16 protein-coding genes and 1 pseudogene are annotated in these 17,210 nt (G+C 68.6%); 9 read left to right on the top strand and 8 right to left on the bottom strand.

Going from position 1 to position 17,210, the window contains the following annotated elements:
• Positions 1-39 precede the first annotated feature (39 nt).
• Positions 40-1,289 (bottom strand): annotated as a pseudogene (locus C7H84_RS07725) (YbfB/YjiJ family MFS transporter).
• 567 nt (positions 1,290-1,856) lie between these two features.
• On the opposite strand from C7H84_RS07725, the gene C7H84_RS37555 reads away from it, so the two are divergent.
• Together C7H84_RS37555 and C7H84_RS07720 are read left to right on the top strand one after the other, a co-directional pair.
• A complete protein-coding gene (locus C7H84_RS37555) occupies positions 1,857-1,979 on the top strand; it encodes a hypothetical protein (RefSeq protein WP_006479692.1) in 123 nt (40 codons plus the stop codon).
• A gap of 58 nt (positions 1,980-2,037) precedes the next feature.
• A complete protein-coding gene (locus tag C7H84_RS07720) occupies positions 2,038-2,991 on the top strand; it encodes a leucyl aminopeptidase (protein WP_121858240.1) in 954 nt (317 codons plus the stop codon).
• A gap of 8 nt (positions 2,992-2,999) precedes the next feature.
• Here the strand turns inward: C7H84_RS07720 and C7H84_RS07715 are convergent, their stop codons facing one another.
• Positions 3,000-3,509, bottom strand: a complete 510-nt coding sequence (locus C7H84_RS07715) for an N-acetyltransferase (RefSeq protein ID WP_121858239.1) — start codon at positions 3,507-3,509, stop codon at positions 3,000-3,002.
• Between the two features lie 282 nt (positions 3,510-3,791).
• Between C7H84_RS07715 and C7H84_RS07710 the strand changes: the two genes are divergently transcribed.
• The 3 genes from C7H84_RS07710 to C7H84_RS07700 all read left to right on the top strand — a co-directional run bounded on the left by C7H84_RS07710 (position 3,792) and on the right by C7H84_RS07700 (position 5,362).
• Positions 3,792-4,346 carry a protein tyrosine phosphatase gene (locus C7H84_RS07710; protein ID WP_121858238.1) on the top strand — a complete coding sequence of 185 codons (555 nt, stop codon included), beginning with the start codon at positions 3,792-3,794 and terminating at the stop codon, positions 4,344-4,346.
• 354 nt (positions 4,347-4,700) lie between these two features.
• Positions 4,701-5,033, top strand: coding sequence for a type II toxin-antitoxin system RelE/ParE family toxin (locus C7H84_RS07705; protein ID WP_121858237.1), 333 nt, complete (start codon positions 4,701-4,703; stop codon positions 5,031-5,033).
• Entirely contained in the window at positions 5,030-5,362 is a 333-nt protein-coding gene (locus C7H84_RS07700) for a transcriptional regulator (protein ID WP_121858236.1), read from the top strand. The genes C7H84_RS07705 and C7H84_RS07700 overlap by 4 nt, the downstream gene beginning before the upstream one ends.
• Before the next feature lie 30 nt (positions 5,363-5,392).
• Here C7H84_RS07700 and C7H84_RS07695 read toward each other — a convergent pair whose 3' ends face one another.
• Both C7H84_RS07695 and C7H84_RS07690 read right to left on the bottom strand, forming a co-directional pair.
• Positions 5,393-7,411 carry an LssY C-terminal domain-containing protein gene (locus tag C7H84_RS07695; RefSeq protein WP_121858235.1) on the bottom strand — a complete coding sequence of 673 codons (2,019 nt, stop codon included), beginning with the start codon at positions 7,409-7,411 and terminating at the stop codon, positions 5,393-5,395.
• Between the two features lie 102 nt (positions 7,412-7,513).
• Entirely contained in the window at positions 7,514-7,966 is a 453-nt protein-coding gene (locus C7H84_RS07690; RefSeq protein WP_121858234.1) for a hypothetical protein, read from the bottom strand.
• Between the two features lie 305 nt (positions 7,967-8,271).
• On the opposite strand from C7H84_RS07690, the gene C7H84_RS07685 reads away from it, so the two are divergent.
• Positions 8,272-8,919: a response regulator transcription factor gene (locus C7H84_RS07685; RefSeq protein ID WP_121858233.1), complete on the top strand. Its 648-nt coding sequence runs from the start codon at positions 8,272-8,274 to the stop codon at positions 8,917-8,919.
• Positions 8,919-10,715 carry a sensor histidine kinase gene (locus C7H84_RS07680; protein WP_121858307.1) on the top strand — a complete coding sequence of 599 codons (1,797 nt, stop codon included), beginning with the start codon at positions 8,919-8,921 and terminating at the stop codon, positions 10,713-10,715. Before C7H84_RS07685 ends, C7H84_RS07680 begins: the two co-directional genes overlap by 1 nt.
• A 61-nt stretch (positions 10,716-10,776) precedes the next feature.
• Here the strand turns inward: C7H84_RS07680 and C7H84_RS07675 are convergent, their stop codons facing one another.
• Both C7H84_RS07675 and C7H84_RS07670 read right to left on the bottom strand, forming a co-directional pair.
• Positions 10,777-12,087, bottom strand: a complete 1,311-nt coding sequence (locus C7H84_RS07675; RefSeq protein WP_121858232.1) for an MFS transporter — start codon at positions 12,085-12,087, stop codon at positions 10,777-10,779.
• 124 nt (positions 12,088-12,211) lie between these two features.
• Positions 12,212-13,237, bottom strand: coding sequence for an ABC transporter substrate-binding protein (locus tag C7H84_RS07670; protein ID WP_121858231.1), 1,026 nt, complete (start codon positions 13,235-13,237; stop codon positions 12,212-12,214).
• A gap of 251 nt (positions 13,238-13,488) precedes the next feature.
• On the opposite strand from C7H84_RS07670, the gene C7H84_RS07665 reads away from it, so the two are divergent.
• Both C7H84_RS07665 and C7H84_RS07660 read left to right on the top strand, forming a co-directional pair.
• Positions 13,489-14,154: a response regulator transcription factor gene (locus tag C7H84_RS07665; RefSeq protein WP_057925865.1), complete on the top strand. Its 666-nt coding sequence runs from the start codon at positions 13,489-13,491 to the stop codon at positions 14,152-14,154.
• Complete coding sequence (locus tag C7H84_RS07660; RefSeq protein ID WP_121858230.1) at positions 14,141-15,562, top strand: sensor histidine kinase; 1,422 nt, start codon at positions 14,141-14,143, stop codon at positions 15,560-15,562. The genes C7H84_RS07665 and C7H84_RS07660 overlap by 14 nt, the downstream gene beginning before the upstream one ends.
• 28 nt (positions 15,563-15,590) lie before the next feature.
• Here C7H84_RS07660 and C7H84_RS07655 read toward each other — a convergent pair whose 3' ends face one another.
• Complete coding sequence (locus C7H84_RS07655; protein WP_121858229.1) at positions 15,591-16,355, bottom strand: ABC transporter ATP-binding protein; 765 nt, start codon at positions 16,353-16,355, stop codon at positions 15,591-15,593.
• On the bottom strand, positions 16,352-17,209 hold the full coding sequence (locus C7H84_RS07650) for an ABC transporter ATP-binding protein (protein WP_121858228.1): 858 nt from the start codon (positions 17,207-17,209) through the stop codon (positions 16,352-16,354). Before C7H84_RS07650 ends, C7H84_RS07655 begins: the two co-directional genes overlap by 4 nt.
• Position 17,210: the final 1 nt, after the last annotated feature.

Below are 17,210 nucleotides of genomic sequence, written 5' to 3'. Positions count from 1 at the left end.
GCCGCGTTCGCCTGACGCGAACCCATACCCGCACCTGCGCTACGCCGCCGCCCGCAACGCGCGCTGTCCGGCCGCGAGCGCCGCGCCGGCGAACAGCGTCAGCGCCGAATACACGAGCCCGCGCGCAAGCCCCGCGCTGTCGGACACCCAGCCGATCGCGACCGGCCCGGCGATCTGCCCGAACGCGAAGATCGTCGTGAACGCGCTGATGCCCTTCGCCCAGCCTTCCGGCGGCAGGTTGTGGCGCACGAACGCGGTCGTCGCCGCGACCGCCGACAGGAACGTCGCGCCGAACAGCACGCCCGACGCGAACGCGGCGGCCGGATGCACGAACAGCGCCGGCATCAGCGTCGCGACGCCGAGCAGCGCGTTCAGCACGGCAAGCGCGTGGCCGCCGCGCATCCGGTCGAGCAGCCCCGACCACAGCCGCGCCGACACGACGGTCGCGACGCCGAGCATCACGTAGAACGCGGACACGACCGTGCCGCTCATCCCGCGCCGCGCAGCAGCGCGACGATGAACGTCATGTAGCCGATATAGCCGACGCCGAAGAGGCCATAGCCGGCGAGCGCGAGTGCGAAGCGCGCGGGGCTCGCAGTCTCGGCCGGCGCCGCACCGTCGCGCCGTGCGGCGGGCGCCGCGTGCGCGTGCTCGATCCGCCGCGCCGCCGCGACGGCCACCGCCGAAAACAACACGCACGCGAACGCGAGCGCGAACCATGCGGGCTGCCAGCCGTGCGCGCGATGCACGAGCGTCGCGGGCACGAGCACCGACGACGCGACGATGCCCCACCCCGTCCCGCCGTAATAGAGGCCAAGCAGCAACCCCGCATCGCGCGGCGACGCGGACGCGAGCCGCGCGGCCAGCAAGCCGCCGCTGACGAAAATCAGCGCGCTGCCGACGCCCGTCGCGAGCCGCTCGACGAGCAGCGCGTTCATGCCGGACGTGAGCCCGCATGCGGCCATCAGCAACGCAGTCAGCGCGCAGCCGGCCGCGAACAGCGTGCCGGTGCGCCAGCGCCGCGACAGGAACGGGAACGTGAGCGCGCCGATCAGGTAGCCGGCCGCGTTGGCCGTGTTCAGTGCGCCGGCCTGCGCGAAGGTCCAGCCGAGATCGGCCTTCATCGGCGGCAGCAGCAGCGCATACGAGAAGCGCGCGAGGCCCAGCGCGATCGCGCTGCCGAGCGACAGGCAGATCGCGAGCCGCCACGCGGCCATGCGGTCGGGTTCAGTCACGCCGGCGTCCGGCCGTGCTCGGCCGGCGTGCTCCGGTTGCGGCGCTGCGCGCATTGCGGTGTCTCCATCGTGGTTCGAGGCCGACCCGGCCTCGGGCCCGCAACGTCGACGCCAATGTGGCGTCGTCGGTACGGCGTCCGTATTGTGGCGGCCGTCGATTTCGATTGCCGAAACCGCTGCGCCGATCGACCGATGATACTTGACCGACCGCGCGCCGAGCACGACAGGCGTCGCGCCGCGCACCGCCGCCCACGCGATCGCAAGCATCGGCCGGTCGCCGAACTCGCGGTCCGGCAAACGTCGACGCAAACCAAAATGATCGATGCAATTGAACTCAGATTTAAAAATATTAGGCGTCGATTAATTCGACATGGCCCCGATATTCGATAAAAAACACGGCCCCATCGCCGTAATTTATTGATTCTCATCGCTAAATCAGCCGAAGAATCCGTCTGTTTAGCATGCCCCGGCTAAAAACCTTGCAATGCATTGCATTCGCCAAATCGTCAGACTAATATCGACGCCACTCGTCCGGCATTCAAAAAATGCCGAATGAGCGGCGGTAAATCATTTACCGCGCTTTCATGTTGAATCACTCATGTTCACCACAGGAGAATTGACATGCAGGAAACCCAGCAGATCGAATTGCTTGACTGGATGCAGGAAGATACGCACCCCGAGGCCGTCGACATGATGGTCGAGGATGCCGTGGTGCCGTTCGGCACCGCGCTCTGGCCGGTCTGAGCGGCCAGCCCGTTCCCGCGGAAGGGCTGCGGCCCTTCCGCCGCTTCCGGAGACACGCATGCTGAACCTGCACCGCGCGCTGGGCCATCACCCCGCGCTGCGCGACAAGCTCGCACGCGGCGAGACGGGCAAGCTGCTGGTCGGCTACGACAGCCGCAACCGCGACACCGCGTTGCGCGCGTTTTCCGCCCTGCCCGACTCGCTCGACGCGACGACCCTCTGCCTCGAAAGCACCGCCCCCGCCGACATCGCCGCCGCGCTCGCGCAGGCCGATCTGTTCGTGCTGCTGTACGACTCGTCATGCCTGCCGACGCCGTCGCCGAGCGGGCCGCCGTTCCTCGCCGCGATCCGTCCGGCGATCGTCGAGCACTGGGGCAAGTCGGTACTCTTCAAGGATTACGGCCCGCATCTCGACGAGGCGTTCGCCGAATCGCTCGACGACATCGCCGCGCGCAACGCGCGGCTGATCGAAGCGGCCTCACGCGCATCGCAGGTCCGCTTCATCGACGAAGCCGGCAACACGCTCACCGGTTCGCTGTCGCCGGACCAGAAATGGACGAGTGTCGACGGGATGGGCAATCTCGACGTCGTGCCCGGCGAAATCGCGACGCACGTCACCGACCTGCGCGGCTCGATCGTGTTCAGCGGCACGTTTCTCGGCACCGTGCCGTTCGCGATCAAGTACCGCGTGGCCGAGCGGCTCGCGACGCTGCACGTCGAAGACAGCCTGATCGTCGATTTCGACAGCGACGACGCGGGCTTCCGGCGCGACTTCGGGGCGTATCTCGACCGGCACGACAATCATCGGCGCATCGAGGAATTCGGCATCGGCACGAACCTGGGCATTCGAGGCCTGTACGGCCGCAACGCCGGGTTCGAGGAACGCCATCCGGGCCTGCATCTCGGCCTCGGCGGCGGCGCGAACGGCAGCCACCATCTCGACCTGATCTTCGCGCGCGGCACGCTCGCGTTCGACGAGCGGATCGTGTTCGACGGCGCGTTCGCCGTCTGACGGGGGAATCAGGCTTCGGCGGCCGCCGCGTCGCCGAGCCACTTGAACATCACGAGGCAATCAACGAAGCCGAGCCGCGCATGACGGTACGCGCGCGGCAAGCGGCCGACGATCTCGAAGCCGAGCTTCTGCCACAGCGCGACCGCCACCTCGTTCGTCGCGACCACCGAGTTGAACTGCATCGCGAGGAAGCCGCGGTCGCGCGCGATCTGCTGCGAGTGCTCGCACATCAGCTTCGCGACACCCTTGCCGCGCGCGGCTTCGTCGACCATGTAGCCGCAATTGCACACGTGATTGCCGGGGCCGGCCGCGTTCGCCTTCAGGAAATACGAGCCGAGCAGCACGCCGTCCTCTTCCGCCACCCACGTACAGAGCGGCGCATCGAGCCAGATCGCACGTGCGGCTTCGCGCGTCGGCGCCGGATCGAATGCGTAGGTCTCCTGCGCGGCGACGATCGCCTGGTACGTGGGCCAGAAGCGGGGGAAGTCGTCTTCGGTCATCGGGCGAAGCGTGATCATGCGGGTCCTTTCAGGTGACGGATTGGAGCGGCGTCCTGTGCGCAGGCGTGTGCCCACGCGGCGCCTGTCTCGCGATGGTGCCAGAAACACGTGCGGATGGGTCGCGCGTTGCTTCGCTCGGTTCGACGGCGCCGCCCCGCCCTGCCCGGCCCCTCTTGCAACCATGCGACACCGTCTTGCCAAAACCTGCCGTTTATTTTTTTCCGGCACGCGCGGCCGGCATGATCTCCGCACGCCCGGCGCGATGCCGCGGTGACAACAAACCAACTGGCGGAGACACGCATGAAAAGAAGCCACACCCTCAACGCACTTGCGCTCTTCTGTTGCGTCGGCATCCAGTGCGCGACGTCGGCATTCGCCGACGAACCGAAGAAGGTCGCGTTCGTCGATACGGGCAATACCGGACGCAGCGTGATGGCCGAAGCGATCGCCGGACAACTGATCGCGCAACGGCACGCGCACATCGCGGTGATCTCGCGCGCCGTCGATGAAGATCCGTATGACGAGAAGCCCGAGGAAAACGGCGTGATCCTGATGAAGCGGCGCGGAATCGACACGTCCGCGCATCGCGCGGTGCAACTGAATGCGAACGACATCAAGCACTCCGACGTGGTCCTGACGATGACCGACAAGCACAAGGAGAAGGTGCTCGCACTCTATCCGTCGGCCGCGGGCAAGGTGTTCACGCTCGCCGAATACGCGACCGGCGCGCACAAGGACGTGCCCGATGCATGGGGCAAGCCGATCGACTTCTATGAATCGGTGACCGCGCAGCTCGACGCGTTCATCCCGGCCGCGCTCGACAAGGTCGCGACGGCCGCGCCCGCGAAGCAGTAACACGGTTGCAGCTGCCGGGTCGCCCGTCGCATCGTGCGAGGGCGACCGGCGGATCGACCGTTCGAGTAGCCCCCCCAAACGGCGCGTGTCCCGTACGCGCCAATGAGATCGGCCGTTCGGTCGAATCGCCATCGCCCGCGCCGAATGAAAGAATGATCGTCGTTCGGAAAGCCGGCCTCAATGCCCGAAACCCCCAAGCCACGACGGCGCCGGACACATTCCCGTGCAGCGCCTTCACGTTGCGCTTCGTCTCGATCCGGTAGTCGGCCGACGGGCATTTCGCTTCATCGGCTCATCCGACACATCCCCCGACCACGTCGATACCTCTACCCATCATGTAACTTATAAGCTACAATGCTCTCCAAGTTCGAATTGCTTCGCTACCAACGCGACGACGGTCGCGAGCCTTTCACGGAATGGCTGAACGCCGTGCGCGACAAAGTCGCCCAGGCGCGGATTCGGGAACGCCTCCGCCGCGTGCAGACCGGCAATTTCGGCGATTGCGAGCCCGTCGGCGACGGCGTCATCGAACTGCGCATCCACGTCGGTGCCGGCTATCGCGTGTACTTCGCGCGGTACGGCAGTGCACTAGTTCTGCTGTTGTCCGGCGGCGACAAGCGCAGTCAACCGGACGACATCAGGCGTGCAAGGGAACACTGGTTGAACTGGAAACGGAGGCAGATGTGAAGAAGCTCAAAGGCGCGGTATCTCACCACGATGCGGAAGTCGCCGAACTCGGCGCCGACCGCGAGCTCGCGGTGGCTTATTTGCGCGTCGCGATGGAGTCACTCGACGATCCCGACAACCGAGCGGCCGGGCTGCTCGCGCTGCGCACGGTCGCGGAAGCGTACGGCGGACTCGGCGCGGTCGCGGCCGAAGCCGGAATCAGCCGCGAATCGCTGTATCGCACGCTGTCGCCCAGCGGCAATCCCACGCTCAAAACCCTGCTCGCCGTACTCAAGACGGTCGGGCTGCGCCTGTCCGTCGTCCCCGCGCAACCGGCGCAACCCGCCTGACCGTCGCACGCATAACGCGGCGCGCGCGCTTCAAGGCTGCACCATCCACACGAGCAACATCGCCGGCGGCGCCGCGCTCGTTCCCGCCGGCGGCCGCTCGATCTTCGGCTCGACGTCGAGCGCCTGCGCGATCGTCGCCGCATCGTCAACCGTCGTCGTGCGCACGATCGTCATCAGTCGCGCGGGCCGATGCAGCGTCTCGCGATACAGCGCGCCATACCACAGCGGCCGCATGCCGAGCGCATCCTGCAGCACGTACGGATAGCGCCACAGCCGCAGCACGAGGCGGCTGTCCGGATGCGCCGGATCGACGCGCACGAACACGCGGCGCGTGCTTTCGCCGTGCGTGTAGCGCGGCAACACCGGCAGCGCATCGGCCGGCGCCTGCGGCAACAGCCAGCGCGACGCGGCGGCAAGCGACCACGGCGTCGCGCGCTGCCAGCCGGCCAGCGACAGATGACGATCGAGCGTGTCCGACGTCGCGCTCCATTGCAGCGGCAAGAATTCCTCACGATCGCCGCCGATCTCGGTGCGCCGCGTCGGCACGCGCTGCCAGCCGCCACGCATCCATTGGTCGACAGTCATTGCGACGACATCGCCCACATGCGGACGCGCCGCACGATCGAGCTGCCACTGCGCGGGCACCGTCCAGACGCCGGCCGTCGCGAGCACGACGAGCACCGCGACGAGCGCGCCGCGCGGCTGCACGTGCTCGCGCACCTGCCAGTACGCATAGGCGCCCGCCAGCACCGCGAACCACGCAAGCCCGAGGCTCCAGCCGCCGAGCAGGCCCGACAGCCACGTATCGCCCACATAGAGCCGCGCGAAGCCGCCGAGCACGATCCACAGCACGACGCCCGTCACCACCGGAATGCGCCACAGCGCCGGCCGGTCGCGCGCGAGCACCCAGCCGATGCCGCTGCTCGCGAGCATTGCGAACGCTGCATCAGCATCCGGCAGCGGCATGTGCAGCGCACCGGGCGGCAGGCTCGCGGGTGTCGTGCCGGGCGGCCCGGCGCCGAACGCCGGCACGAGCACGACCGCGATGCCGATCGTCCCGAGCCACCATGCGGACGTCACCCAGCAGCGATGAATCAGCAGCCACACGAGAAACGCGGCCGAGACGATCAGCCCCGTATCGTGTCCGTGCAGCACCGCGAGCGCGCGCATCGCGGCATCCACCGGCGGCGTGCGCAGGTTCTGCAGGAACGCATACAGCGTGCCGTCGGCGTGGATCAGCGGATCGTTCGCGACGATGTCCTGCACGATGCCGGCGAACAGCCACACGCAACCGACGAACAGCAGCGCGAACACGGGCACCGCGCCGGGCAGGCGGCGCACCTTCACGATCGCGTCGTGCAGCCACGCGCCGAAGCGCGGCCAGCGGCGCAGGCATGCATGGACGGCCGCGCCGGCCGCACGGCCCAGCAACGGCCAGCCGCGCCGCAGCGCCAGGCGCACGCCGTACCACACGAGCACGACCAGCGCGGCGACCACCAGCAGGATCGCGGCGACCCGCACGCTGATCGCCGCGGCCAGCGCCGCCGACGCGCCGAACAGGATGCCCGGCGCGACATGCACGGGCGCCCAGATCAGCGCCGACACGACGTTCACCGGATAGAACGACCGGCGCGGCAGCGTCGCGCAGCCGACCACGACCGGCACCACCGCCCGCACCGGCGCCAGGAAGCGCGCCAGCACGATGCTCTTCATTCCGTGGCGCAGCACGAACTGCTCGCCGCGCGCAAATGCCTCCGCGTAGCCGAGGCGCGTCCAGCCGTTGCGGATCGTGCCGCCGTAGTGGCGCCCGAGCTCGTAGCTGATCCCGTCGCCGACGATCGCGCCGGCGGCCGCGACGCCGATCGTGACCCACGGGTCGAGCGCGCCCGCACCGATCAGCGTGCCGGCCGCGAACATCACGGCGCCGGCGGGCACGAGCGTGCCGATCAGCGCGATCGCTTCAGCGCAGGCGGTGACAAACACAATCGCCAGCACCAGCGCCGGGTGCGCGCCGATCGCGCCCAGCCAGGCGTGGATCGTCTCGCTCATCGTGGGCCGCGCGGGGTGGCGGCTCGGCGGCCCGGCACCGTGCCGACGGCGGCGTTGGAGAGGTTCATGGGCGTGTGCGGGCGATCGCGCCGGCCGGCGGCGTCAGTCGAATTCGTGCTGCCGCGCGTCGGCTTCGAGCGGCGCGTCGTGGTAGCCGACGGTGGCGATCTCCTGCAGATAGCGCGCGAGAAACGCGCCGATCGACCCGGCTTGCTCGTACTGATGCACATGGCGGAATTCATGCGTAAGGAGGCGTCGCGTGTCGTGGCCGCGCAGCACGAACACCGCATGGCCGAGCGTGAGCCCGATCGTGCCGGGCGACAGCAACCCCGTGTCGCGCGCGATCGCGCCCAGCGTCGGCGTGTCGGGGAACGGCAGCCGGTCGGCCACCACGACGCGGATCCGCTCCGGTTGCGCGACGCCCACCGTACGCGCGTCGTCGGCCTGCGCGGGCGTCAGCGGCACGCCGTTTGCGAGCCCGTTCGCCGCTTGCGTGTCGGCCCAGGCAACGGCGTCGGGCAGCGCGGACGGCAGGATGTCGGCGAGATCGATCATCGGGGAGGCTCCTCGGGTCGGGACGGTGCATCAGGCACCAGTTTATCTCTGAATCAGTCCGCTCCGCGAGGCGCCGCGCCCGGCGAAATGCGCCGGTTCCTCGGGAATACCCGCCCCTTCTGGCCCTATCGCCTGTACCATCGCAATCCGATTATTTCGCTGCAAGACACATTCAGCACCCGGATGTCTCAAAAATGTTTCGAATGTGCACCGTTCGGGGCTTGGGCGGAATATATTGATCAGAAGAACGGCCGCGGCGACAACCAGCAGAACCGCTTGCGGCGTCATCCCGAAGAGGACGCTAGATGATCAGGGTAATCCTGGCTGACGATCACGCAGTCATGCGGGACGGACTGCGTCACATCCTGGAAGTGGCCGGCGGTTTCGACGTCGTCGGCGAAGCGAGCGATGGCGCGGCCACGCTCGCGCTGGCCGAGCTCGGCATCGCCGACGTGCTGCTGCTCGACCTGTCGATGCCTGCACCGACCGGCATCGACCTGATCCGGCTGGTCAAGGCGCGTGCGCCGTCGCTGCGCATGCTGGTGCTGACGATGCATGCAGAGACGCAGTACGCGGCGCGCGCGTTCAAGGCCGGCGCGACCGGCTACCTGACGAAGGACACCGCGACCGCCGAGCTCGTCGAGGCCGTCACCAAGGTCGCGGCGGGCGGCGTGTACGTGAGCCCGTCGGCGGCCGAGAGCCTCGCGCGCACGCTGCGCGCACCAGCCGACACACTGCCGCACGAACGGTTGTCCGCCCGCGAACTCGACGTGATGCGCCGCATCGTCGCGGGCCAGACGGTCACGCGAATCGCATCGGAACTCACGCTGAGCGCGAAGACGGTCAGCACCTACAAGACGCGCATCCTCGAGAAAATGGAGCTGCCGCACGAAGCCGCGCTGGTGCGTTACGCAGTGCGTCACGATCTCGACCTCGGCCTGGACGACGCATGATGTCCACCTTCAGCTTCCGCTCCGCTGCCGGCGAAGGCGACGACGACGCGTCCGATCCGTCACGCCTCTTCATGTCGTCGCTGCCGCCCGGCCGGCGCGAGCAGCGGCTCGCGATCGCGACGGTGATCGTGTCGGCCGCGATCTTCGTTGCGCTCGCACCGTTCGCGGGCACGCCGCTTGCGCGCGTGTGGGGCTTCATTCCCGTGTACCAGTCGGCGATCGTCATCAACGACATGGTGACGGCCGGCCTGCTGCTCGGCCAGTTCGCGATCCTGCGCGAGAAATCGCTGCTCGTGCTCGCGGGCGGCTATCTGTTCACGGCCTTCATGGCCGGCACGCACATGCTGACCTTTCCGGGGCTGTTCGCGCCGGCGGGGCTGCTCGGCGCGGGCGAACAGACCACCGCGTGGCTGTACCTGTTCTGGCACGGCGGCTTTCCGCTGGCGGTGGCCGCGTACGTAGTGCTGCGCAGGGCGCCGCGCGCGCGTCCGCCGTCGCTCGAACGGCGCCGCGCGGCGATTCCGATCGTGCTGTGCATCGTGCTGACGGCCGGCGCGACCGCCGCGCTCGCGCTGCTCGCCACCGCCGGCCACGACCTGCTGCCGCGGATCATGCAGGGCAACCGGATGACGCCGACGATGACCGATGCGATCGTCGTCGTATGGATGCTGAACCTCGGCGCGCTCGTGCTGATGTGGCGGCAGCGGGGCCGCCATTCGGTGCTCGACCTGTGGGTGATGATCGTGCTCGTCGCGTGGCTGTTCGATATTGCGCTGGCGTCGATGCTGAACCATGGGCGCTTCGACCTCGGCTTCTACGCCGGCCGCACCTACGGTCTCGTCGCATCGGGCATCGTGCTGTTCGCGCTGCTGTTCGAGAACGGCCGGCTGCATGCGCAGACGGTGCGTGCGCTCGCCGGTGCGCGCTATCAGCATCTGCTCGTCGTGCAGAAAAGCGCGCAGTTGAACGAAGCGAACGAGCGGCTCGAACAGCGCGTCGCGGCGCGCACCGCGCAGTTGAGCGCATCGAACCGCGACCTGCGCCGGGAAGTCGAGGAACGGGTACGCGCGGAGCGGGCGCTGCAGGCGTCGCGCGAAGAATTGCGCGAAATCGCGGCGATCAGCGCGACCGCCCGCGAGGCCGAGCAGCGCCGCATCGCGCGCGAACTGCACGACGAACTCGCGCAGACGCTTGCGACGCTGAAGAACGATCTCGAATGGCTGCTCGACCACGTGCCGCAGGACGACGCGGCGCTTGCGCGCAAGATCGCGGCGATGCATGCGCTCGCGCGCGGCGCGGTGACGGCCACGCGGCGCATCGCGTCGGACCTGCGTCCGCTGATGCTCGACGACCTCGGGTTCGCGGCCGCGATGCAGTGGCTCGTGGAGGATTTCCAGCGCCGTCACGGGATGGCGTGTGCGCTGCGCGTCGAGCCTGGCGAGCTGCACCTCGACGAGCCGTATGCGACGGCCGTGTTCCGCATCGCGCAGGAAGCGCTCGCGAACGTCGCGCGGCACGCGGCCGCGTCATGCGCGACGGTCGAACTCCTTTACCGCGACGAGACGATCGCGCTGACGATTCGCGACGACGGCGCGGGCTTCGATCCGGGCGCACCGCGCAAGTCGGGTTCGTTCGGGCTGGTGGGGCTGCGCGAGCGCGCGTATCTCGTCGGCGGCACGCTGCGGATCGATACGACGCTCGGCGAAGGGACGACGGTGGAAGTCGATATTCCGGTGGCGTCCGCGCATGTGGCGATCGCGCATGAAGGAACCGGGGCGGCGCGGACGAAGGGGTAACGCGGTCAAGGCAGCGGAAGCGAGGACTGCAGAAACCGCAGCCCCCGGCTTTCGCCATCCCTCACGCCCGCGCCGCCACCATCCCCCGCTCCGAACGCGTCCACGCGACCAGCGCGCCGATCCCGAGCAGCGCGAGGCACACGATCGGCACGATCATCGGCCCGAACGCGGTGCCCGTGACCTTGCCCGCGAACGGCATCAAATTCTGGCTGAAGAAGCCGCCGAGGTTGCCGATCGAGTTGATCGCCGCGACGCTCGCCGCCGCCCGCGCGCCGGTGAAGTAACGCGGCGGCATCGACCAGAAGCACGGATACAGCAGCGGAATGCACGCACCGCCGAGCACGAGCGCGATGAAGCGCAGCGGCGTCGACGGCAGCACCAGGCTCAGCAGGAAGCCGAGCGCACCGAGCGCCGCGACGATCGAGATCGTGCGCAGGATGCTCTTCGCGCGGCGCAGCTTCGACGGCAGCCACACCAGCAGCACCACCGCGAGCGCCCACGGCAGCATGCTCAGCAAACCATTCGTCGTGCTCGACACGCCGAACGATTTCACGATCGTCGGCAGCCAGTACGTGACGCCGTACAGCGATGTCGACATCAGCATGTAGGTTGCCGCGAACAGCATCACGCGCGGATCGAGCAGCGCCTTCCACGGCTGCCCATGCTCGGCCTGCGCCGGCTTCTCGCGCTCCAGCGCGGCCGCGACGATCTGCTTCTCGCGTTCGTCGAGGAACGGCGCTTCGCGGAACGACGCCGGCAGCACGCGGAACACGACGATCGCGACGAGCACCGCCGGAATCCCGGTCGCGATGAACACCCACTGCCAGCCCGCGAGCCCCCACACGCCGTTCAGGCTCAACAGCACGCCGCCGACCAGCGAGCCGAGCATGTTCGCGAGCGCGCTGCCGAGCGTGAAGATGCCGAGCACCTTCGCGCGGTAGCTCTGCGGGAACCACAGCGTCAGGTAATAGATCACGCCCGGATAGAAGCCGGCCTCGGCGATGCCGAGCAGGAAGCGCAGCGAACAGAACGCGGGCATCGACGTCGTGAAGCCCATCAGCACCGTGATGAGGCCCCACGTCAGCATGATCCGGGCGAGCCAAACGCGGGCGCCGTAGCGATGCAGCGCGAGCGTGCTCGGCACCTCGAACAGCAGGTAGCCGATGAAGAACAGCGACGACGCGAGACCGAACGCGGCCTCGGTCATCCCGAGGCTGTGCACCATCTGCAGTTTCGCGAAGCCGACGTTCTGCCGGTCGATGAACGCGATCAGGAACATCACGACGAGGATGGGCAGCAGGCGCCGCGCCATCTTCGACATGATGCGCTGCTCTTCGGCGGACGCGGGGTCCAGGGTTTCGGTGGCATTCACTGCGGGCTCCTCCGTGAAACGGTTGCTTGTCGGTTGAATCGGCGCCGCGCGCGATGCACGCGCGGGCGCGGTGGTGTTGGAGAAATCGGGAACATCGGGGTTCGGCGACGACGCATGGCCGCCGTCAGCCGGTCCGGTAGTCGTCGAGCATCGGCGCGAACATCTCGTGCCACGCACGCGGCTTCGCCTTGATCGTGCCGGCGAGATACAGGAATTCGACGTAGTCCATCAGCTGGTTCGGCCGCACCGAGAACCGCGTGTCTGGCGCGGCGAGCATCTGCATCACGTCGTCGTGCGACACGCCGACACCCGACGACGCCGCATACAGCGCCGCCGCCGCGCGCGGATCCTGCGCGATCAGGCGGTTCGCTTCGTCGAGTGCGCCGAGGAACGCCGCGGCCAGCGCGGGCTCCGTATCGACGAGCCGCTTCGGCGCGAACACGACGTCGAGCGTCAGCGGGCCGAGCACGTCGACCGAATTCACGACGCGATGAATGCCCGGCTGCCGCAATTCGAGCGTCGAGAACGGCGGCGACGTGAAATGCGCGGTGACGCCGTTCTCGCGGCGGATCAGCGCCTGCATCGCCTGTGGATGCGGCAGATTCACGGTGATCGAATCGAGCTGCGCGAAATGCGTCGCGCCGAGCTGCCGGCTCGCGACCATCTGCAGCACGACCGCGGACAGCGACGTGCGGATGCCCGGCACCGCGATCCGGTCGGACGGCGTGAAGTCGCGCAGCGAGGTCAGGCCCGCGCGATTCGCATTGAGCGACAGCGACGTCGTCGACAAGCCGCTGATGCCGATCACCTCGACGTTCGGAATTCCGCGCGCCCGCGCCCACAGCTCGATGAAGCCCGGCGCGCCGGCGCCGGCGAAATCGAGCGTGCCGGCCATCATCGCGTCGTTGACGGAATTGCCGCCGTCGAGCAGCACCCATTCGACCGCGACGTCGCGCAGCCCGTGCCGGGCCGCGTGCCGCTCGAACAGCCGCTGCTTCTCCATCACGAGCAGCGGCAGGTACAGCACGCCATATCCTTTCGAGATCCGCACCGTGCGCGGCTTCGCGCGCACCAGTGACGGCACGCCGAGCACGCCCAGTGTGCCGAGGCCGGCGGCGAGCAACGCGCGGCGGCGCAACGACGGGGTCATGGTCATGCGCGGGCCTCCGTGCAGCGCACGGCAAGCGGCAACGCAACGGCCGGCGTCGCGCCGTGCCGTGCACGCGACCGCACCTTCGTCGTGCCCGTGACCTGCTGCATGTTGCCGTCTCCTCTGGTATCTCTGGTATTAATGCCGTCGTCACTTCTCTCGGCTGAACACAGGTTATCGAGCGAGTCTGAGAAAATGCTGACATCCCGGCCCCGGGAAAACCCCTAACCCATCTACCTGCAAACGGCACCATGCGCATTCTCGTCGTGGAGGACGATGCCGAAATCGGCGCGGCGATCCGCAGTCGCCTCGCACGGCTCGGCCACGCCGTCGATCTCGAAACCGACGGCTCGACCGCGAACAGCCTGCTGCGCGTCGAGCGCTTCGATCTCGTCGTGCTCGATGCGAACCTGCCCGGCCTCGACGGCTTCGCGGTGCTGCGCAACCTGCGCGCGTCGGGCAGCACGACGCCGGTGTTGCTCGTCACCGCACGCTCGGCGATCGACGATCGCGTGAGCGGGCTCGGCCTCGGCGCCGACGACTATCTCGTGAAGCCGTTCGACTACCGTGAACTCGATGCGCGCGTGCAGGCGCTGCTGCGCCGCAACAGCGGCCATGCGAACGACGTGCTGACGCTCGGCGGGCTCGTGATCGATCGCAGCAGCCGTCTGGCGGAACTCGACGGCCAGCCGCTGTCGCTGTCGCGCCAGGAGTTCGCGCTGCTCGAGATTCTCGCGAGCCGCCCGCAGCGCATCTTCTCGAAGGACGAACTGCTGAACCAGCTGTTCAGCTTCGGCAACGAGCCGACCGCAAACGCGGTCGAGCAATACGTGACGCGCGTGCGCAAGAAGCTGCAGGGCAGCTCGGTCGAGATCCGCACCGCGCGCGGGATGGGGTATCAGATTGCCGCGCATTGACTGGTTCCCGAAGACGCTGTTCGGTCGCACGCTGCTGTTCATCGCGCTCGTCGTCGCGACCGGCGCGCTCGCGCTGGCCGCGATCGCGCGCTACTACGCGGGCGTCGCCGCCGAACGCGCGTACGACCAGCTGCTCGCCGGCGCGTCGATCCAGGTTGCGGAGAATCTTTACGTGCAGGGCGGCGTGCTGGCGCTGAACCCGCCGGTCGCCGCGCTATCGACGCTGTCGCGCTACGACCTCGTGTACTACAAGGTCGTCGATTCGCGCGGCGTCGTGGTGGCCGGCTACCACGATCTCGCGAGCCCCGCGACGCTTGCCGCCGCAAAACAGGGGCCGGCGTTCGCGGACGCGGTTTACCAAGGCCACCAGATTCGCACCGCGACCATCGCGCGCTACATGCCCGAGGAAAGCACGCCCGGCTGGGCGCTCGTGACGGTTGCGCAGACAACCAATGCGCGGCAGCAGCTGGCGAACGACATGAGCATCAAGGTGTGGACGCTGATCCTGCTGATGAGCGTGCTCGCGATCGGCGCGAGCGGCCTCGCGATCCGTCGCGGGCTGCGCCCGCTCGCGCAGATCGGCACGATCATCGCCGCGCGCGATCCGGCCGACCTGCGGCCGGTGGCCGTCGATACGCCGAGCGAGATCGACGCGATCATCGGTTCGATCAACGGGCTGATGCACCGCCTGGCCGAGAGAATCAACGCGATGCAGCGCTTCATCGCCGATGCCGCGCACCAGATGCGCACGCCGCTCGCGCGGCTCGATGCGCAGATCGAATTGCTCGACGGCGAGGACGATCCCGCGCGTCATGCGGCGCGGCTCGACGCGTTGCGTGCGACCTCCTCGGATGTCGGGCGTCTCACCGGGCAGTTGCTCAATCATGCGATGGTGATCCATCGCACCGAGGCCGTGCCGCCGCAACCGGTCGAACTCGTCGCGCTCGCGAAGGACGTGCTCGGCCGCACGATTCCGCTCGCCGGCGAGCGCGACGTGGCCGTCGCGTTCGCGAGCGATGCACCGCACGCATGGATCGACGGCGATGCGATCAGCTTGCAGGAAGCGTTGTCGAACGTGCTGCACAACGCGCTGCTGCACGGGCATGCGGACGATATCGTCGTGTCGGTCGCCTCCGCGGGGAATGCAGACGATGCCGTGACGCTGACCGTCACCGACAACGGCTGCGGGATCCCGCGCGAGCATTGGGACGCGGCCTTGCAGCCGTTCGTGCGGATCGCGCCGGACGGCAGCGAGCGCCGCACCGGGTCGGGCCTTGGGCTCGCGATCGTGCAGGAAGTGATGAAGGCGCACGGCGGGCGCGTCGGGTTCGCGTTCCCCGATGCGGGCGGGTTTGCGGTGGTGCTGACGTTCCCGCGGCCAATGACGATGCGCGCCCCCCGGGGATGAGGCGGTACGTGTCGCGTCGTTGCGCCGCCTACGCCGCCACTGCCTCCCCGCCGAGATACGCATCGCGCACGCGCTCGTCGTCGAGCAGCGTTTTCGCGGGCCCCTGAAGCACGACGCGCCCGGTCTGCAGCACGTAGCCGTAATGCGCGATCTCGAGCGCGAGGCTCGCGTTCTGCTCGACCATGAACACCGTCACGCCCTGCCGGTTGATCGTGTCGATCAGTTCCAGCACCTTGTCGACGTAGAGCGGCGACAGCCCCATCGTCGGCTCGTCCATGCAGATCAGTTTCGGCCGCGCCATCAGCGCGCGCGCCATCGCGAGCATCTGCTGCTCGCCGCCCGACAGCGTGCCCGCCCGCTGCGCGAGCCGCTCGCGCACGCGCGGAAACAACTCGAGCACGCGTTCATAGTCTTCGGTCACTGCGGCCCGATCGCCGCGCGTGTATGCGCCCATCAGTAGATTTTCGCGCACGCTCATGTCGCCGAACAACCGCCGCGCCTCGGGCACGGCAGCGATCCCGCGCCGCACGCGCTGCGGCGTCGCGAGCGCGGTCACGTCGTCGCCGTCGAAGCGCACGACGCCGCGACGCGGCCGCATCAGCCCGAGGATCAGCTTCATCGTCGTCGACTTGCCGCTCGCGTTGCCGCCGAGCAGGCTGACGATCTGCCCGCGGCCGACCTCGAAATTCACGTCGAAATGTACCTGCACCGGCCCGTAGAAGGTGTCGAGGTGTTCGAGTTTCAGCAGCGCGTCGGTCATGGTCGTGTCGGGTGCGGAATACTGTGTGCTCATGCGGCCGCCTGCACGGTGCGCTCGGCGGCCGTGGCGCCTGCATGGCGGCGGCCGAGATAGGCTTCGATCACGCGCGGATCGTGCCGCACGTCGCGCGGCGCGCCTTCGGCGATCTTCACGCCGTTGTCGAGCACCATCACGCGATCAGACACGCGCATCACGAGTTCGAGCTTGTGCTCGATCAGCAGGATCGTCAGCCCGCGCGTCTTCAGCGACTGGATCAGTTGCAGCATCTCGGCGGTCTCGGTCTCGTTCATCCCGGCCGTCGGTTCGTCGAGCAGCAGCAGGCGCGGATGCAGCGCGAGCGCGCGGCCGATTTCCACGCGCCGCCGGTTCGCATACGACAGGCTGTGCGCCGGATGATCGATGCGCGGCGTGAGCCGCTCGCCGAATCCGGCGATGATGTCGCGCGCCTCGTCGCGCAGCGCCGCTTCCTCGCGCCGCACCGATGCGGGCCGCAACAGCGCGCGCCACACCTCGGCCGCCGCGCCGAGCGCCGGCCAGCCGGGCCGCGCCGCGCGCAGCCGCGCATGCGCACCGAGCAGCACGTTGTCGAGCACGCTCAGGTTGCCGAACACGCGGCCATGCTGGAACGTGCGCGCGATGCCGAGCGCCGCGAGCCGCTCCGGCGCCGTACCGGTGATGTCGCGGCCGTCGAACCTCACGCGGCCGGCATCGGGCCGGTCGGCGCCCGCGATCAGGTTGAACAGCGTCGACTTGCCGGCGCCGTTGGGGCCGATCACGCTCAGCAGTTCGCCGTCGGCGAGCGTCAGGCTGGCGCCGTCGAGCGCGGTCACGCCGTCGAAGCGGCGTGTCAGGCCCTGCACGTCGAGCAGGGGTCTAACAGCGGTCATC

It is taken from the genome of Burkholderia sp. Nafp2/4-1b, from assembly GCF_003635165.1.
In the GTDB taxonomy this organism is placed as follows: domain Bacteria; phylum Pseudomonadota; class Gammaproteobacteria; order Burkholderiales; family Burkholderiaceae; genus Burkholderia.
Note: the sequence above shows the minus strand (reverse complement) of the source record. Positions and strands in the feature narration are given on the sequence as shown.